The sequence below is a fragment of the Rheinheimera lutimaris genome, assembly GCF_013283795.1.
Taxonomy (GTDB): domain Bacteria; phylum Pseudomonadota; class Gammaproteobacteria; order Enterobacterales; family Alteromonadaceae; genus Alishewanella; species Alishewanella lutimaris.
Genome location: NZ_JABSOD010000003.1, coordinates 23,708 through 41,140, shown reverse-complemented (window position 1 = coordinate 41,140; position 17,433 = coordinate 23,708). Strand labels below are relative to the sequence as shown.

General features: G+C 51.9%; 15 protein-coding genes. 2 read left to right on the top strand and 13 right to left on the bottom strand.

Annotated elements, in window-relative coordinates:
• Positions 1 to 53 precede the first annotated feature (53 nt).
• Complete coding sequence (locus tag HRH59_RS03380) at positions 54 to 467, bottom strand: DUF5655 domain-containing protein (RefSeq protein WP_173499863.1); 414 nt, start codon at positions 465 to 467, stop codon at positions 54 to 56.
• Positions 468 to 642: 175 nt separating this feature from the next.
• On the opposite strand from HRH59_RS03380, the gene HRH59_RS03375 reads away from it, so the two are divergent.
• A complete protein-coding gene (locus tag HRH59_RS03375; RefSeq protein WP_173499862.1) occupies positions 643 to 786 on the top strand; it encodes a DUF3096 domain-containing protein in 144 nt (47 codons plus the stop codon).
• Positions 787 to 881: 95 nt separating this feature from the next.
• Here HRH59_RS03375 and HRH59_RS03370 read toward each other — a convergent pair whose 3' ends face one another.
• The 11 genes from HRH59_RS03370 to HRH59_RS03320 form a co-directional block, all read right to left on the bottom strand.
• A complete protein-coding gene (locus HRH59_RS03370; protein ID WP_173499861.1) occupies positions 882 to 1,325 on the bottom strand; it encodes a VOC family protein in 444 nt (147 codons plus the stop codon).
• Between the two features lie 96 nt (positions 1,326 to 1,421).
• Complete coding sequence (locus tag HRH59_RS03365; protein WP_173499860.1) at positions 1,422 to 1,976, bottom strand: hypothetical protein; 555 nt, start codon at positions 1,974 to 1,976, stop codon at positions 1,422 to 1,424.
• A 93-nt stretch (positions 1,977 to 2,069) separates the two neighbouring features.
• Positions 2,070 to 2,495: a hypothetical protein gene (locus HRH59_RS03360; protein ID WP_173499859.1), complete on the bottom strand. Its 426-nt coding sequence runs from the start codon at positions 2,493 to 2,495 to the stop codon at positions 2,070 to 2,072.
• 228 nt (positions 2,496 to 2,723) lie between these two features.
• A complete protein-coding gene (locus HRH59_RS03355) occupies positions 2,724 to 4,607 on the bottom strand; it encodes a glycoside hydrolase family 13 protein (protein ID WP_173499858.1) in 1,884 nt (627 codons plus the stop codon).
• Positions 4,607 to 6,634: a glycoside hydrolase family 97 protein gene (locus HRH59_RS03350; RefSeq protein ID WP_173499857.1), complete on the bottom strand. Its 2,028-nt coding sequence runs from the start codon at positions 6,632 to 6,634 to the stop codon at positions 4,607 to 4,609. The genes HRH59_RS03355 and HRH59_RS03350 overlap by 1 nt, the downstream gene beginning before the upstream one ends.
• A 112-nt stretch (positions 6,635 to 6,746) precedes the next feature.
• Positions 6,747 to 7,991 (bottom strand): RNA polymerase sigma factor, encoded by a 1,245-nt coding sequence (locus HRH59_RS03345; RefSeq protein WP_331460147.1) that lies wholly within the window; start codon positions 7,989 to 7,991, stop codon positions 6,747 to 6,749.
• A gap of 20 nt (positions 7,992 to 8,011) precedes the next feature.
• Positions 8,012 to 8,356, bottom strand: coding sequence for a YciI family protein (locus tag HRH59_RS03340; protein ID WP_173499856.1), 345 nt, complete (start codon positions 8,354 to 8,356; stop codon positions 8,012 to 8,014).
• Between the two features lie 11 nt (positions 8,357 to 8,367).
• Positions 8,368 to 8,805 (bottom strand): YybH family protein, encoded by a 438-nt coding sequence (locus tag HRH59_RS03335; protein ID WP_173499855.1) that lies wholly within the window; start codon positions 8,803 to 8,805, stop codon positions 8,368 to 8,370.
• A gap of 87 nt (positions 8,806 to 8,892) precedes the next feature.
• Positions 8,893 to 10,119 (bottom strand): threonine/serine exporter family protein, encoded by a 1,227-nt coding sequence (locus HRH59_RS03330; protein WP_173499854.1) that lies wholly within the window; start codon positions 10,117 to 10,119, stop codon positions 8,893 to 8,895.
• A gap of 205 nt (positions 10,120 to 10,324) precedes the next feature.
• On the bottom strand, positions 10,325 to 12,727 hold the full coding sequence (locus tag HRH59_RS03325; RefSeq protein WP_173499853.1) for a glycoside hydrolase family 31 protein: 2,403 nt from the start codon (positions 12,725 to 12,727) through the stop codon (positions 10,325 to 10,327).
• A 1-nt stretch (position 12,728) separates the two neighbouring features.
• Positions 12,729 to 14,615 (bottom strand): alpha-amylase family protein, encoded by a 1,887-nt coding sequence (locus HRH59_RS03320; protein WP_173499852.1) that lies wholly within the window; start codon positions 14,613 to 14,615, stop codon positions 12,729 to 12,731.
• 200 nt (positions 14,616 to 14,815) lie between these two features.
• On the opposite strand from HRH59_RS03320, the gene HRH59_RS03315 reads away from it, so the two are divergent.
• Complete coding sequence (locus HRH59_RS03315) at positions 14,816 to 16,495, top strand: methyl-accepting chemotaxis protein (RefSeq protein WP_173499851.1); 1,680 nt, start codon at positions 14,816 to 14,818, stop codon at positions 16,493 to 16,495.
• On the opposite strand, the gene HRH59_RS03310 is transcribed toward HRH59_RS03315, so the two are convergent.
• Positions 16,492 to 17,394, bottom strand: a complete 903-nt coding sequence (locus HRH59_RS03310; protein ID WP_173499850.1) for a hypothetical protein — start codon at positions 17,392 to 17,394, stop codon at positions 16,492 to 16,494. The two genes, HRH59_RS03315 and HRH59_RS03310, sit on opposite strands and share 4 nt — an antisense overlap.
• Positions 17,395 to 17,433: the final 39 nt, after the last annotated feature.

The window sequence follows — 17,433 nt, the reverse complement described above, 5'->3', positions numbered from 1 at the left end:
GAAATCTGATTGCCGGCTGGTTAGTATATGCAGAGAACCATTTTTTATAACCTTCAAGCGAGTGAAAACTGCCAAGCTTCTGTGATCAGCGGCTTAATGTGTTTAAGCTCAGCCAGGCTGGCAATTTTCGCCACATGGGTCACTTGTTTGCCGTCATCAACAATTTTGATAAAAGCCGGGTTATCCACTCTGCGGCCTAGATGTATCGCCAGCCGCACCGCGTCTTGCATAATCGACAGGTCGACAAAGATGCGCCGGCTGCGAAACAGTACATAGCGGTCGCGGGCAACGGTTTCTACGTTGCCAAGGCTGTTAATAAAACCTTCTATTGCGCGGTAAACCTCGACAACAGCTTGCGGCCTGTCGCGCAGCACATCAGCACTATTACCGGTGCCACAAGCATGGCGCTGATTTTTGCGGCTGAACTCGCGCGCACATTTCGGGCATTGCCACATTTCTGAATTCATTTTGGCCTCTGATGCAAAGCTTTGGGGGAAGCCGGGTTTAGCGTAAGAAATTAACCAGCTGCGGCCCTTTTCCGCTACGTGTGATATCGCTTTTAATGAATTGCTATATTCCCAGCCAGGCAGCACAATGTTTTAGTCAACCGACTACTAAACTCAAACATAAAAGGACAGGATTATGACTCTGCATATTGACCTTATTCCGGTACTCTCCATCGTAGCCGGCATTCTGATACTGATCCGGCCGAAGATCCTAAACTATGTTGTGGCTATTTATCTGATCGCCGTAGGCGTGATCCAGATTTTTGGTTTGCAAATCTAACCCTAACAGTCAGGCATTGTGCGGCAAAACCATTGCCGCAATATTTTACCGATACCGAATTTTCTCCTGCATGTAATTAGCTACGCCCCCTTTTTTTATTTGCTGAATTGGCGAAGTTGAATATGGTTACCATCACGATCTGCAATATTTGACACTTTAAATATTGGATTACTCCACTCACCTTCGAATACCTGGCCACCTAATTTAACAGCTTCTTCCCTCGACATGGTCATATCATCTACAGTAAGGAAAAGCTTGATTGGGCTGAACGCTTTCGTCGGCATTTCGAATGGCGGGACATGAATGATTAAGTTGAAATTATTGGTTTCCAAGCTGATAAAATCATTAGTCTTGCGAACAACCCGCATACCAAAAAGCTTTTCATAAAATTCTGATAAGTTGCCTAAATCGCCAGAGTAGATAAGAACACCATTTTGCGCTGGCCCTGACATGTGCTTTTCCTTGCTGTGTACTGTGGATTGAAATAATGCAGATAGAATAAGGAATACAAAAGCAAAATAATTAATTTTTTTACGCATAGATGCCTCTCGTCACATAACGCCCCGCGCATGCGCGCGAACTTGTGAGCGTCGCAGGAGCTGAAGGCCCCGAATGACGCGGATTGTTAGGCTAGACTACTGCGGTTGCGCCCTAATAACTCGAAAAACTAATGGCTTTATACATACATGAGAAAACCATGAAATCCCCGCTATTACCAATATACCTATGAGCGGAATTATTGCTCCAGTAAAAAATATTGAGCCAAATACATAACCAAAAATACACTCTGCTCTATAAATAGGCAGGAATAAACCAACCACTACCAAACCTAAAGACAAGCAAATTGCAACGCTCTCGTAGCCAACACTAAAACTGAGTGACTGCACAAGACTCAAGACCAGCATGCCGAAAAAACCGATGAGTACGACCCGTAAAATCTTCGCCTTTACTGGCGCATCATCAGGTTGGAGAGTTACACGCTTCTCTATCCGTACTGTAGAAAGCCAAGCCAAGAATGGGAGGATTAATAATCCCCACCAGTTTGATATTGAAGGATAATCAGAATGGTGCATCAAGTGATGGCTCAATATTCCACCATTCAAATGCTCCCACAACAGAAATCCAACTACGAATAATATGGTAATTGCAATCACGTAGTATTTTAACTTTTTGAACTGCTTTTCAGTCATGTTTACCCTCGGAGTACGATGGTCGAAATAATTTGCCTAACACCTGAATTAAGCCGCGAAGCGGCGTCGGCTTGAATGAATTGTTAGGCCGCGTCACCGGAACACGACCAAGTAAATGATTACGAGAACAACAAGAGCAATTGCCCCAAGCCAGCGCGGGTGGAGCGATAAAGTCGTGCCGGTCGATGCTGGGACGATACCGGACTCAAGGTCAGAAATGATGCCGGCGATCATTTCATCTTGGGATGCACGGTACTCCGGGTCTTTGATCCGGATGTCCGCATCGTGCAGATAGTGCATCACCTGAGGTGGGAGTGGCACACCTAGCGCGCTAGAGAACTTGCGTGCTGAGGCGTCCCAGTCAGCGAGATCAGCCACGTCAACCGGAGAAGTGCGCTGGAGCTCGCGCAGCTGCTTGGCGATATCTTGGAGTTGCTGAGAATCTGCCATTAGCGGCCTAACAATATTATTAGAAGGCAAAATCCCTGCTTTCACGGCGGTGATTCTCCCTTCTATCATGTTTTTACATCCTGCTAAACTAGCCAACATTTGTCGCTAAATCAACAACATCTTACATTGTGTTTTGCATGCGCCTGCGTGAAAGCGGGGTTTAAACTTGCGATTAACTTTTTAACAAAAATAGCGCTGCTTTACAGTAGGTTATACAGTGCTTAGGTGCGTTACTGCGGCTAAATAGTGAAGGGGGATAGCGCAGCCACAGCGGCTGGCGCCGCTGTGGGTGTGAAACTAACGAATATCCAGCACCAAAGTACCGCGTGCTGGCACGGTGAGTTGCTTATCCAGTTTAATGCGTTTACCGCTGATAACTTCCGTGGCAGCTTTAGCTTGCGGCAGTGCTTCATTAAAACGGGCTAACTCCAGCGTTACCGGCTGGTTTTGCTTATTCATTACCACCATTACCGTTTGGCTGTCGTTATAACGAAAGTACGTATAAGTGCCGTTATCCGGGGCGTAGTGCATCAGCTTACCGCTGTGAATGGCCGTAGCGCTTTTGCGCCAGTTCAGCAGGGTTTTTACTAATTGCTGCGCGCTTTTTTGCGTGGCGTTTAAGCCTTTACCGCTAAAGGCATTAACCTTGTCGCCGGCCCAGCCGCCCGGAAAATCGGCGCGAACTTTGCCGTCGTCGCGTACTTTGGGGCTGGTCATGGCTATTTCTGTGCCGTAAAACATTTGCGGTATACCGCGCATGGTCAGCAGGTAGCTGATGGCCATACGGTATAGGTTCATATCTTCGTTTAGCAGTGAAAAAATGCGCGCGGTGTCGTGGTTACCTTCAAAGGTTACCAGATTAAACGGCTCGGCGTAGATATGGTCGTTGCTGAGCATTTCATATAAGCCCACCCAACCGCCGTTCCAGCTTTCGTCATCGTTCAGTGCTTTTAACAGGGCGTCGTACAGCGGAAAATCCAGCATCGCCGGGGTGTGTGACACATAACCGTCTTTATTTTGCTTGCCGCGTTGCCAGTACGACACGATAAGCGGATTCGGGCTCCACTCTTCGCCAACAATATTAAACTGCGGGTACTCCAGCATAATACGCCGCGCCCATTCGCTTAAAAACGCTTTGTCGGCATAGCTGTAGGTGTCTTCGCGGATGCCGGACAGGTTGGCGTATTCCACCCACCAGATACTGTTCTGGATCAGGTAAGTAGCCAACAGCGGGTGGCGCTGGTTTAAATCGGGCATGCTGTCAACAAACCAGCCGTCGGTAAACTGTGCGCTGTCTATTTTGCTGGCGTAAGGGTCTTGCACAGTGCTGCGGTTATGGTTGGTGCCAATAAAGGGCTTGCCGGTTAAGAATTCCTGATTATTCAGCCAATTGTTGTCTGGTAAATCTTTCAGCCACCAATGCTCGTTGCCAATATGGTTCAGAATAATATCCTGAATCACCTTAATGCCTTTGTTGTTGGCTTCAGCGACAAAATCGCGATACTGGCTGTTAGTGCCAAAGCGCGCGTCGATGTTGTACAAATCGGTAGCGGCATAGCCATGGTAAGAATAGGCGTTTTGGTTATTTTCCGTCAGCGGGGTTGGCCAGATAGTGGTGTAGCCCATATCGGCAATATAGCCCAGAGCTTGCTGCATGCCGGTTAAGTCGCCGCCGTGGCGGCCATGTTCGTTATTGCGGTTGGCTTGTTCATGCATGCCGTGCACATTGTCATTGGCCGGGGTGCCGTTAGCAAAACGGTCCGGCACCAACAGGTAAATCACGTCAGAAGGGCTGAACCCTTTACGTTCAGCGGAGCCGTCGCGCCGCGGTAACAGTGGGTAACTATGGCTAAGCACCGTTTCGCCATTCAGGCTGAAGTGCAAGGCGATATCACCTGGCTTAACGTTAGCCGCCAGCTCCAGGTTAACAAACAGATAGTTCGGGTTATTGCTGCGCTCTACGCCGGTCAGGTTAACGCCGGGGTAATTAAGCACAGGAGTTAGTTTGGCAATATCTTTGCCATACAGCATCAGTTGCAGCTGTGGGTGCTGCATGCCGGCCCACCAGTTGGCCGGCTCTAACCGTTCGATTTGAAAAGCCGGCGCTGCTTGTGTGCTAAGGCCGCAACTCAGCACCGTTGCTGCCAGAATGTTTTTCGACAATAAGCTTTTGTTATACATTAGTTTTCTGCCTTAAAGCGAATGGCGGCACCACCACTGGTTGCCAGCGGCAGCGTTAAAGTGTCGGCGGCGCTGACGCTTTTCTGCTCTATTTGCATCTCGTAGGGCTTGCTGCGCCAGTCGGCATCTTTGCCGTCGCGGTAAATTTGCGCCGTATAACGCTTACCGGCCGGTAAAAAGTCCAGTTTTACCGTTACAGTGCGCGCTTGCTCGTCGGTGAGGGCGCCTAAGTACCAGTCAGCGCTATGTTTATCCTGGCGGGCAAACACAACATAGTCACCGACTTCGCCTTGCAGTGCTTTGCTTTGTGCCCAGTCGGTGGGTACATCTTTAATAAACTGAAAGGCGTTGGGGTGGGCGTCATAGTGTTCGGGTAAATCGGCCACCATCTGGATCGGGCTATACAGCACCACATAAAGCGCTAACTGCTTGGCCAGCGTGGTTTGCACACGGTTTTCCGCATCCAGGCCTTTATACGCCAGATTAAAAATGCCGGGGGTAAAGTCCATCGGGCCGGATAACATGCGGGTAAACGGCAGCATCGCCGTATGCTCCGGTGGGTTCGGCGGCGAGCCCCAGGCGTTATATTCCTGGCCACGGGCGCCTTCGCGGCTGATCCAGTTCGGGTAGGTACGGCGCAGGCCGGTGTCTTTAATGGGTTCATGGGTATTAATGCTTATGCGGCGCTTGGCGGCTTCGGTTACTGAATGCAAATAGTGGTTTACCATCAGTTGGCCGTCGTGCCACTCTTGGCGCTCTATACCGTTTTCATCAATGCGCGTGGCCTGGCCACCGTCGGCGACATAGCCGGTTTTAATTTGGCTAACGCCGTGCTTGGCATATAAGTCATAGGCATCGGCCATTTGTGCTTCGTAATTGCTGATATGGCCGGAGGTTTCATGATGGCCAATCAGTTTTACGCCTTTTTCTCTGCCGTAGGCGCTGATGGCAGCTAAATCAAAATCGGGGTAGGGCGTGGTAAAGTTAAATACCGCACCGTTTAAAAACCATTCGCCATCCCAGCCGGTATTCCAGCCTTCTACCAACACGCCGTCAAAGCCATTGGCGGCGGCAAAGTCGATATATTGCTTGGTATTTGCCGTGGTGGCACCGTGCTTTGGCCCGCTGCCCCAACTTTGCGTTTCCAGATGCATGCCCCACCAGATACCGGCATATTTACCCGGTTTCACCCAGGACACATCGCCAAGTTTATTTGGCTCGTTTAAATTTAAAATCAGATCAGAGTTCAGCAAACCAACGGCATTGTTGGCTATCTGAATAGTGCGCCATGGCGTGGTAAAGCTGCCGCTGGTTTTCACCCTAATGCCATCGGACCAGGGCGTTAACTCGCTTTTTAATACGCCGTCGCGCTGCTGGTCCAGCACCATGGCAGCAAAATCAACCAGTGCCGCTTCGTGAATACTCAAGTGCACGCCGGTGGGCAGTTTAAAGGTAAAGGGCGTATGAGCGCGGTCGACCTCGTTCAGCGCTGTGGTGCGGTACAGCATTTCATAGCGGTTCCAGCCGCGGCCCGGGATCCACCAGGCGGTGCTTTGCTTAGCGTCGCTAATGCGAAACTCAGTCAGCTCGTCGATAATATCCAGCTTCGCCACGCCCTGATTTGGCACTTCATAACGAAAGCCCAGGCCGTCGTTAAACAGTTTAAAACGCAACGTAAAAGCTGCTTTGCGCTCCGGGTGCTTAAGCGTTACCGCCAGCTCGTTATGCTGATCAACAATGTTTGTGCGCTCACCCCACGGCTGCTGCCAGCGCTGGTTGACGCTGTTACGGCTGTGACCGCTGATTTTATAGCCGCTGCCAAACGCCGGCAGTTGTAGAAAACGAAAGCCCAGCTTTGATGGCACGATAACCGGCTGGCTATGAAACTGCACCTGATAGCTCAGGTCGCTGTCGTCCAGCGTCAGTTTAATATTACCGTCTGGTGACGTTACGCTGAGGCTGGCGGCAGATAGGGATAAGGACGTTACAACGGCAAATAACGGGCACAGAGCATTAAACAGGCGCATAAGCATTTCCGGTACAGTGACGAAAGCTTTACCCTAGAGCATGGCAGTAGTGGGCGGCAAGGTATTAGCGGTTACTGCATACGTATTCAGCCACTGTACTGACCAGTCAACATTACGTGGTTGCGGCGCGCAAGGTGTCAATTTGCTGCTGCAGAAAACGCTGCTCCGGCGCCTGTTTGCAGCACAATAGCGCCTGCTGATAGGCCTGTAGCGCTGCGGTGTTAAGGCCAAGCCGGCGCAATAAGTCGGCTTTGGCGGCATACAATAAATGGTAGCGGCTTAGCTCACCTTGTTGCTCCAGCGCATCGATTAACGCCAACCCGGCGGCCGGGCCATCCCGCATCGCTATGGCCACGGCGCGATTGAGCGCGATAACCGGCGACGGATCAGCTTGCAGCAGTAAGTTGTATAAGCCACAAATCTCCTGCCAATCAGTTTGCTCTGCTGCAGCGGCTTCACAGTGCAGGGCGGCTATTGCAGCTTGTAAGGTATAGGGGCCGATACGGCGGGTGCGCAGTGCCCACTGCACTAACTCACTGCCTTCAGCTATTTCGTTGTGCTGCCATAAGCTGCGATCCTGCTGTGGCAGCAGCACCAGCTCGCCGCTGGCGGAGATACGTGCGCCGCGCCTGGCATGTTGCAGCAGCATTAACGCCAGCAAGCCGGCAGTTTCAGCATCGGGTAGCAGTTGCAGCATTAGCCGGCCGAGCCGGATAGCTTCATCGCTTAAGCTGCTATCCAACAGCTGCGGGCCCAATGAAGCGGAATAGCCTTCATTAAACAGCAGATAAATCACCTGCAACACGTTATCCAGCCGCTGCGGTAACTCGGCCGGCGCTGGTACTTCGTACGGAATACCGGCATCGCGGATTTTGCCTTTAGCGCGCACTATGCGCTGCGCTACTGTGGTGGGGCTGGTTAAAAAGGCGCCGGCGATTTGCTCGGTGGTGAGGCCACACACTTCGCGTAGTGTTAGTGCTAACTGTGCATCGTTAGCGAGGCTGGGGTGGCAGCAGGTAAAGATTAGCCGCAGTTGGTCATCGGCTATCGGTTCGCTGTCCGGCGTTTCTGCGGCTGTCAGCTGCGCCAGTGTTTCGTCCGGTAGCGCTGTTAAGCGTGCAGTTTTACGCAGTTGATCAATAGCTTTAAAGCGCCCGGCGGATACCAGCCAGGCGCAGGGGTTGGCTGGTATGCCATCTTGTGGCCATTGTTTTAGCGCGGCATGAAAGGCCTCATGCAGCGCTTCTTCGGCTAAGTCAAAGTCGCCCAGCAAGCGGATCAGCGTGGCCAATACCTTGCGTGAATCACGCTGATACAACTCGCTGATCTGCCGCGCCAGCGTTATTGTGTTTGCCACGGGCACCGCAGGCAACGCGGTTACACCCCGAGCTGGCGCACCGGCCGCACTTCTACCGAACCGACCCGCGCGGCCGGTATGCCGGCGGCAATTTGCATGGCTTCGTTTAAGTCGTGTGCTTCTACCAGATAAAAGCCGGCCAGTTGCTCTTTGGTTTCAGCAAAAGGGCCGTCGGTAATGCTGAGCTTGCCACTGCGTACGCGGATAGTGGTGGCGGTGCTAACCGGTTGCAGTGCTTCGGCTGCCAGCATGCGGCCGCTGCCCTGTACTTTTTCTGCATAGGCGTTGCACTCGCTGTCATGCGGGCTGTCGGGCAGGCTATGCAGGGTATTCTCATCGCTGTACACCAAACAAAGATATTTCATGCTGCGGCTCCTTAGGGTTGCAGGTTAAATATGGCCTGGCCGCTTGCTACATCAAAGGGCGCAGAAAAATGCTCATGCACGATTTTCCAACCGTCAGTGGTATGTTTCCAGCACTGGGTGCAGCGCATCCAGCTGCTTTGCATTTCGCCCTGCTCATTGGTGCAGCCGCACAGGTTAACGCTGTGGCTAAAGGCCAGTTGTTCGTTGGCGCTGACGTTAAGCTGATGTACCTCAAAATGCATATCGCCGCTGGCATAGCCCATACAAGTATGCCAATGCTCAATATAGGCGGCTTTACCTTTAAACTGCAATGCTAAAATGGCGTCAAAGGCTACTACATCATCAGTGTATAAGTCAGCAATGCGGCTGATATCTTTTGCCCGCACGGCATTGACATACCTGCTAACCATATCGCGAATTTGTTGTTCGGCTTTGCTGTTGTTCGTCATGACTATGCTCCTGTTTTTAAATAAGCATAGTTAGTCGTTGTTACGCCGGCTGTTTCGACAACAGCGGCGCTTTTTTTTGCAGGCGTTTTACAGGCTTTTCTTTGGTGGCAGCGCCACGTTGGCAAAAATAAGCCCGGCGACTAAGGCCATTAAAATAAGAAAGGTTTGCTGGCCGACGCGGTCGGACACGACAAAATCCTGGCCGGAGATCAGTGAATTTAAACCGATATAGGTTTTACTGCCCGGCACCAGCACAATAAGGCCATGCATGGCGACAATAACCGCTGGTGCTTTCGCCAGCCGGGTAAACAGGTTGCTGTAAATGCCAACGGCAAAAGCGCCTAAAAAGGCGCCGATAGTGGCATCAAATAAGCTGGCGCCGCTGATGCTAACGCCATAAGCAATAAAGCCGGCTGCCAGTGACCACAGCGTATATTTGCCACGGCTTTTAAACAGCACGATTAGCGAGCTGACCAAAATGCCCACCGCTAACCAGGCAAAATGATGCGAGATTGGCGCTGGCTTAACAAAATCGACTACACCAAACAGTGCAAAGCCGATTGCAATGCCGAGCAGAGCACCAAAATACAGCTTAAACAGCAGCATCAGGGCATCCATAATACGGGCATTGCCCGACACCAGATGGCGTGCGGCCAGTTCGGCAAAGCCGATGGTGAGTGCCAAACCGGGAATAAAAGAAATAATGGCCGACAGCACCGCCAGGCGGATATTAATACCGGGGTCGATATAGGCGCTGATAGCACAAGCGCCGACACCGGCCGCTAGCGCTACCAAAGGCTCGAGCATATTGGCAATGCGTGGCGAATGTGCAGCCCATAACATAAACAGATAAACCAGCAGTGACAGCAGTGCTGACCACAGTACATCATTCCAACTGGTAGCCATTAGCATGGCAAAGGCACCGCCGGAGGCCATCATCGCTACCGCTGTCGCCAGCTTGCCGTACGAGCTGGGGCGCATATCAATGGCATCGAGCAGGGCATCGGCTTCATTAATGCTGACTTTGCCCTGCAGCACCTGATCGACCAGTTCGTCGGTGCGTGACAACGCACCTAAATCCAGATCGCCCGGGTTCACCCGCGAGGCATGGGTATATTCCTGCTCGTGGCCGTCGGTCCACAGCACAAAGGTCATTGAAGTCGGCGAGATAATAAATGAGCCTTTTAAGCCCAAATGGCTGGTTAGCTCGGTCAAATGCGCTTCCAGCCGGTACGCCGGGGTACCGTACTTGTGCAGCATCTTGCCCAGTTTGACGACAAATTTGCGTTTATGATTAAAATCAGCTGTGTACACTTATGGCATCCGTTTAGGCACTAACTGCTTCATTGTAATGCAAAAGCGCGCTGTTACCAGAGAGATTACATCGGCGTATTGGCATCGAACCGGTTTAGCCACACCAACACGCCGTAAATACGTCCCTGTAGGCTCGATTCGGCCATCCTGGCCTGCAACGGTTGGTTTAGGCTAAGCCGGTTCTCGCTGTGATGATAACGATGAACTAGCGAATCAGGATCTGCTGCTTATCAGCCAGCCAATTAATTTTCACCTTTAGCTGCTTAGTCGCTTTATCGTACCAGGCCACATTCTGCATACGGTTAAAGCGTGCCTGCTGTGGCACCAACTGCAGGTATTTACCATCGACACTGATATGCTTGGGTGTGGCGCTTTGGTTATGCACTACCAGCGTCAACTCGCGGCTATCCGGCTTGCCGGCGTAATCGCCACTGCGGCGCAGTTCAAATTTGTGCGTGCCGTCATCTTGCAGATAATAAAAATTCAGCAGCTCAAACTCACTTTTGGCAATGGCATCCGGCGTTTTACCGTCGTCTTCATACATTTCGCCTTTGGCACACGCTACGCTTTGGTCAGCATAATAATGCAGCGTCAGCTTTTTACTGCTGTAATCGCGGGTGCTTTGCACCAGCTCTGCCATTGGCACAAAGCTGCCGGCTTTAACCAGCACCGGTATGGTGTTAATGCTTACCGGAACGTCTACTTTGCTACTGCCTTCGTAGCGCTGGCCGTCGAAATAATCAAACCAGACACCGCCGGGCAGTTGCACCGGCCAGGAGGTTACGCCAGGCTCGGTTACCGGCGCTACTAAAAAGGCATCGCCCCAGAAATAGCTGTTTTTCTCATCCAGCAGACTGGCGTTCGTTTCATCCGCAAAAAATAAGGGCCGCATTAATGGTATACCGCTTTGGCTGTTCTGGTATGCCAGGGTGTAGTTATATGGCAGCAACTGGTAGCGTAAATTCAGCCATGGCCGCAGGGTTTCAATAGTGTCGCTATCGTGAAACACCATTTCCGGTGCGATATGCTCCTGGGCATGTGGCCGGTATACCGGCTGGAACACGCCATACTGTAACCAGCGGATATACAGCTCTTTATCAAACTGCTCGCCGCCGGCAAAGCCACCTAAATCAGAGTGGATATAACCAAAACCAAACAGCCCCATGCTAAGCGCCAGCTCGACCTGCGGTTTTAAGCCACCCCAGCTGCGCTCGACATCTCCGGTCCAGGGCACCATGCCAAAGCGTTGGCTGCCGGGCGCACCTGCGCGCATCATAATAAAGGGTCTTTGCTCAGGGAAATCGCGACGCATGCCGCTGTACACCATATCAGCCCATTGATGGCCGTAGGCGTTATGTACTTCGTTGGCCATACCAATGGCATGCACTGTGTCGTCCGGGTGGACTTCCGGCTCGCCCAAGTCACCCCAAACACCGGCCACGCCTTGCTTGGCGAGATCCTTATAAATTTGCCAGAACCAGTCCTGTGCCTTGGGGTTAAACACATCTATCAGGCCGGTATTGCCAAAATAAAAATCAAAGGTTTTTGGCTTGCCGTCCAGACCCGGTGCTATGGCGCCGGCCGCTGCCGCTTCTTGCCAGCGTTTGGAGCTGGTCAGCACAAAGGGCTCGGTGACTAAAATAGTGTTGATGCCATCGGCAGTTAAATCGGCGAGCATTTTTTCCGGTTGCGGAAAGGCGTTTGTATCCCAGGCAAGGTTACCCATATGGCCCTGAATATCCGGGCCGAACCAGTATAAATCCAGCACTAAGGCATCCAGCGGCAGCTTAAGCTGGCGAAATTTTTGCACCACAGCGCGGGCTTCGGCTTCATTGCGATAGCCAAAACGCGACGCATAGTTGCCCAGCGTCCAGCGCGCCGGCAGCGGCTGGCGGCCGGTTAAGGCGGTGTAGTTGTCAATTAATGCCGGATAGCTGTCACCGGCTACTACGACATAACTGCTGCGGCCGCCCTCGGCGCTAAACTGCATAATGTCTGGCTCGGTATGGCCTAAATCGGCTTCGCCTTTGGCAGAGTTATCAAACAGCAGCAGGTATTTGTTGCTGGACATTACGGCCGGCAGGCTAAAGTACATCTGGCTGGATTGTGTGCTGTAGCCATAATGCGCTTTGTTATACAGCGGGAATTTTTGCCCGCGTCGGTCCATACCGAGCACGCGCTGGCCGCCACCGAGTAGTTTTTCGTTATCGCTTAGAGCAAAGCGGAAGCCGTGTTGCTCGTTTTGCTTAACATAGCCTTGCTCTTCCGCCAGCAGTAAGGTGTCGCCACGGTAATAGCTAAGCTGCAGTGGCGCTTTATTAATCTTTACCGTTAAGCCAGCGCTGGCAACGGTTAAGCTGTCAGTCGCTTCGCTCAGGCGTAAATTTACTGCAGCAGGCTGTTTGCTAATCGAAAACGATGGCAGCTGTTTAACGCCGTCGGGCTGGTAAAAGGCTTCGACCACATCGCTTTGATAAAATGTCAGGCTAAGCTGGCCCTTATCGGTTTGAATTTGCAGCCTGTTAGCGTCCAGCTGGTGCGATTGATACTGAGCCGCACCGACGACGCTTGAGCAAAGAAAACTGAGTACAATAAAGACTAAACGCATATTACAGCTCCAGAATTACCGAGGCCAAAGGCGCTAACTGCAGGGCCACGGAGCCGACGCCGTTTGCTACCACTAACTGATAGTTGTTGCCGCCGAGTTTGTCGTTTAACGGGTAGTTACCATCAGCCAGCTGCCATTGGCTGATCAGCTCTGCCGGTACGGTTAAGGCAAAATCAACGCTGTTGTCGCTGTTAAAGTGGCTGACAATCAACAATTTTTGCTGGTCGTTGTAACGGGCAAACGCCAGTTGTTGCTCACTGTAGTTTGTACCTGCGGCCAGATTAGCGCTGTGCAGCTCAACGTATTCGCCCAGTAACGCCGGTGCATTGGCAGTAAAGCTCAGCAGCTTTTGATAGTAATCATGCAGCGCTTTAGCTTCATCGCTTAGTGTACCGCCGTCAAATTTACCGCCGTTCATCCATTTTTGATGTTGTGGGACGCCCCAATAATCAAAAATAGTGGTGCGGCTGGCTTTGCCAAACCCGGCGTCGCCGGCACCGGGCTCGCCAACGTGCTGGCCAAAGTACAGCATCGTCGGTGAGGTGCTGATGGTGGCGGATACCACCATTGCCGGCAGGCCTTTTTTGGCGTCACCGGCAAATTCCGGCGCGGCAATACGCTGCTCGTCGTGGTTTTCTAAAAAGTGCAGCATATGATGTTCAATATCCGCCATGCGCTGCTGGGTTTCCACCAGAGCAGACGTCGGGCCCTTGCCCTGCATTACCAGTTTTAAACTATCGTAAAATTCAACCTTGTCGTACAGGTAGTCCATTTTACCTAAGCGGATATAGTCACGGTATAAATCCGGCTGATACACCTCGGCCAGTAAAAAGGCGTTCGGGTTGGTGTGTTTAATATGTGAGTTTAAATAGCTCCAAAATTCTACCGGCACCATTTCGGCCATATCGTAGCGAAAACCGTCTACGCCTTTGGCCAGCCAGTATTGCGTAATATCACGGAATTTAAGCCAGGAGTCGGGTACATCTTTACCCTGCCAAAAGGCGTAATGCGCCGGCCAGTCTTTGTCGGCGTACCCGGTGGGGAGGGTGTCAAAGTCGTAACTGCCATCCGGTTTTACACCATAGTTAATTTTTACCGTTTCATACCAGTCATCAAATGCCGGTTGAGCGGCGCGGGCGCCATTGCCGGTCCACTTGGCCGGGTATTCGGCAAAGCTGCCATCGGCTGCCCGATGAGGTTCACCACCTAATACCGCATAATCTGCCGGCCACTGCGGCACGCTAAACGCTTTGCCCGGTACATAGTAAAAGTTATTATCGCGGGCATATTCCACACTGGTGTCGTCATTGGCGCCAAAGTCGCTTACGCCGGCAGGGTTCGACAGCGACTGATACTGGCGTGCCACATGGTTGGGCACGATGTCGATCAGCACTTGCATACCATGCTGATGGGTGCGGGCGATTAAGGCTTCAAATTCGGCCAGCCGGTTAGCCGGGTCAGTGGCTAAATCGGGGTTAACGTTATAGTAATCTTTTACCGCATAGGGTGAGCCGGCACGGCCTTTAATCACATCCGGGTCATCGTGGCTGATGCCGTACGCGCTGTAATCGCGCACTAAAGCATGATGCGGTACACCGGTATACCAGACGTGGCTGACACCCATGGCTTTAATGGCGCTAAGCGCCTGCGGTGTAAAATCAGCAAATTTACCGACGCCGTTTTGATCAAGCGTGCCCCAGGGGGTATTGGTGGTGTTGGTATTGCCGAATAAACGGGTGAAAACCTGGTACACCACTATTTTGTTGTCGCTGTTGCTGGTAGCTGATGCTTGTGTGTCGGCTGACATAACCGGCTCCGGTGCTTTGCTGCAAGCCAGTAACACTGCACTGGCAAGGCTTAGCATCAGTATTAAGGATTTCTTACACATAAATCTACCCTGTCTGGTTTTTCTTGTCGCTTAAAGTAACCGGGATTATTAACGCCGGCCTGCCTTTTTTTGGTGCATACGTATGCAGAGCCGGCACTTTCGTGCTACCCGACTATGGTCGCAGCCGGCTTTATTTCCTTATGATTTACACTATGCTGTAACGGAATCAACTTGTTATCGCCCTTTTGCGGAGCCTGCCTATGTTTAACTTTACGCTGAAAAATAAAATGCTGCTGTTAGCGGTAGTGCCGATGGTCACTGTTGTGCTGGCGCTGATGTTGCTGATTTATAGCCAGATGCGCGCCATGGGCGAAGAGGAAGTAGTGCAGTTTCGCGCGGATATGATGGCGGAAAAGCAAAATGCCCTTGAGCACCATGTGGCGATAGCCGTAACAGCGGTAGCCCCCTATTTTGATAATAACGCACCTTCAGCAGAACAGTTGGAAGCGGCTAAAGCCGTGATCCGTGCAATGAAGTTCAGCGATGATGGCTATATGTTTGTTTATGGTTTAGACGGCGTAAATATAGTGCATGGTTCTAATGCCGCTTTAGAAGGGCGAAATTTAATGAGTCTGCAAGATCCAAACGGTATTTACCTGATCCGTGAGTTGATTGACGCCGCTAAAAAAGGTGGTGGCTTTGTTACCTATATGTGGGATGAGAAAACCCGTGGTGGTTTAACCCCTAAGCTGGGTTATGCCGCGCCGATGTACAACAACCGTTGGGTGCTGGGTTCGGGCTTTTACATCGACGACATTGACCGCCGCGTCGCAGAGCAGGAAGCACAAATCAGCGAGCGCATTCGCGATACACTGCTGATGATTATCGGCGGTGCCATAGTGCTGTTGGTGCTGGTAGTGTTGCTGGCGTTATTTGTTGCCAATTTGGTGGTGTTGCCACTGCAGAAAGCTTCAGCGGCGTTGATTAATATTGGTCAGGGTGAAGGTGATTTAACCCAACGCCTGCAGGTAGAAACCGCTGATGAAGTAGGCGAAGTGGCGCGCGGTTTTAATGAGTTTGCGCAAAAAATTCAGCAACTGGTTAGCGAAGTAAAACAAGCTGTGCTGGCGCTGAGCCATTCGGCCAGTACTATGCAGCAAATTGTACATTTAACTGACCAGGACGCCGGCACGCAAAAAGCTGAAACTACCCAGGTCGCGGCAGCGGTGTATCAAATGTCGACGGCTGTGCAGGAAGTGGCCAGTAGCGCCGGTTTAGCCGCCGGTGCCGCTCAGGAAGCGGATAAAGAAGCGGTAGGCGGCCAGCACAGCGTATCCCTTACCATCAGCTCGATTAATAAGCTGGCTGATGACGTAAACAGTGCTGGTGATGCGATTGAAAAGCTTGGCGCCAATGCCGACAAGATAGGCTCGGTGGTAAATGTTATTCGTGGTATCGCCGAGCAAACCAACTTACTGGCGTTAAATGCCGCGATAGAGGCCGCACGTGCCGGTGAGCAGGGCCGTGGCTTTGCCGTAGTAGCAGATGAGGTACGCACTCTGGCTACCCGCACCCAGCAAAGTACTAATGAAATTCAGCAAATGATAGATGTGTTCCAGCAAGGTACCAAAGATGCGGTATTGGTCATGCAGCGCGGTAAGGAGCAGTCGGTGCAAACCGTGGCTCAGGCCGATCAAGCCAGTGAGTCACTGCAAACCATTACCAAGTCGGTTAGCACCATTACCCAGATGAATATTCAAATTGCCACCGCTGCTGAGCAGCAAACGGCAGTTGCGGCAGATATCAGCCGCAGTATTCATGAAATTGCCCAGTTGGCCGACCAGGCGGCAAATAATGCTTCTGAACTGGCCAAATCGACTGATGAATTGGGCAGCATTGAGCAGCGTTTAAGTGCTTTGGTACAGCGCTTTCGCGTTTAAGCTGCCGCAGCCGTGCTGGTTGCCGCCGGCAGTGCCGGTAGCGGCCGACGCACAAACCAGCGGCCCAGATGCCAGAGTAACCACAGCGATAACAGCGGAAAGATCAGCGTCTGCAAACTGTACACTACGATCAGTTGGATCAGCTTTTCTACCATGTTGTCGGAAAAGCTTTTTACCGCGGCAAACATATCATTGGCTTGCGCTGCCATCTGGCGTAGCCAACTAAATGAGCCTTCATCGCCATTTTGCAGCGGCTGATCAACCCGTTGCAGCGCAGCGGTTTCACCACTCAGTGCGGCCTCGGCAGCAAGGCGTTGCGGCTCTAATACCCAGTCTGACAGCTCTGCTACGCCAAACGCCGCCAATGGCACCCCGATCCGGATCACCAGCAGCAAAGCAATGAAAATGCGCAGTAAAGCGGTGCAACTGCTGCGCCAGCCGGCAGGCCCCAGTAACAGCAAAGCAGCAGATAATAAAATACCGCTGCCAAACAGCGGCAACGCCGCGACCTTGCCAAATTCGAGTAAAAACAGCTGCAGGCCAACTGATGTCATCGCCAATACCATTAAATCGGAGTAACGTACCGCCATATCCTGCAGCGGCTTTAAAAACTGGCCGGGTTTAACACTGGCAACACCGACGCCGACTTCGGCTTCGGATACAAAGGCAATGCCGCGGTCAATTAAGCGTGCGGTGGCAAAAGAGGCGCTGCTCAGCACCAGGCTGCGCTGCAGCGCGGCGGTGGCTCTGTCATCCAGCGGTGCAAGTAGCGGGTTCACCAGCCGTTGTTGCAACAGGCAACTGTAGATACCGGCTGCTAACAGCAGCAGGCAAAGCAATAACAGCGATATGCGTTGTGCAGTGCTCAAGGTGCTTAAGTGTTTGTTGAGTGGATTCATACGGCCTCCGGTTAATAGCATGGCAGGCTCAGGCTTACG

Bases quoted from the DNA above. Each gene is read 5' to 3' on its own strand.
- HRH59_RS03380 (WP_173499863.1), bottom strand. From the start codon at position 467: ATGAATTCAGAAATGTGGCAATGCCCGAAATGTGCGCGCGAGTTCAGC.
- HRH59_RS03375 (WP_173499862.1), top strand. From the start codon at position 643: ATGACTCTGCATATTGACCTTATTCCGGTACTCTCCATCGTAGCCGGC.
- HRH59_RS03370 (WP_173499861.1), bottom strand. From the start codon at position 1,325: ATGCGTAAAAAAATTAATTATTTTGCTTTTGTATTCCTTATTCTATCT.
- HRH59_RS03365 (WP_173499860.1), bottom strand. From the start codon at position 1,976: ATGACTGAAAAGCAGTTCAAAAAGTTAAAATACTACGTGATTGCAATT.
- HRH59_RS03360 (WP_173499859.1), bottom strand. From the start codon at position 2,495: ATGATAGAAGGGAGAATCACCGCCGTGAAAGCAGGGATTTTGCCTTCT.
- HRH59_RS03355 (WP_173499858.1), bottom strand. From the start codon at position 4,607: ATGTATAACAAAAGCTTATTGTCGAAAAACATTCTGGCAGCAACGGTG.
- HRH59_RS03350 (WP_173499857.1), bottom strand. From the start codon at position 6,634: ATGCGCCTGTTTAATGCTCTGTGCCCGTTATTTGCCGTTGTAACGTCC.
- HRH59_RS03340 (WP_173499856.1), bottom strand. From the start codon at position 8,356: ATGAAATATCTTTGTTTGGTGTACAGCGATGAGAATACCCTGCATAGC.
- HRH59_RS03335 (WP_173499855.1), bottom strand. From the start codon at position 8,805: ATGACGAACAACAGCAAAGCCGAACAACAAATTCGCGATATGGTTAGC.
- HRH59_RS03325 (WP_173499853.1), bottom strand. From the start codon at position 12,727: ATGCGTTTAGTCTTTATTGTACTCAGTTTTCTTTGCTCAAGCGTCGTC.
- HRH59_RS03320 (WP_173499852.1), bottom strand. From the start codon at position 14,615: ATGTGTAAGAAATCCTTAATACTGATGCTAAGCCTTGCCAGTGCAGTG.
- HRH59_RS03315 (WP_173499851.1), top strand. From the start codon at position 14,816: ATGTTTAACTTTACGCTGAAAAATAAAATGCTGCTGTTAGCGGTAGTG.
- HRH59_RS03310 (WP_173499850.1), bottom strand. From the start codon at position 17,394: ATGAATCCACTCAACAAACACTTAAGCACCTTGAGCACTGCACAACGC.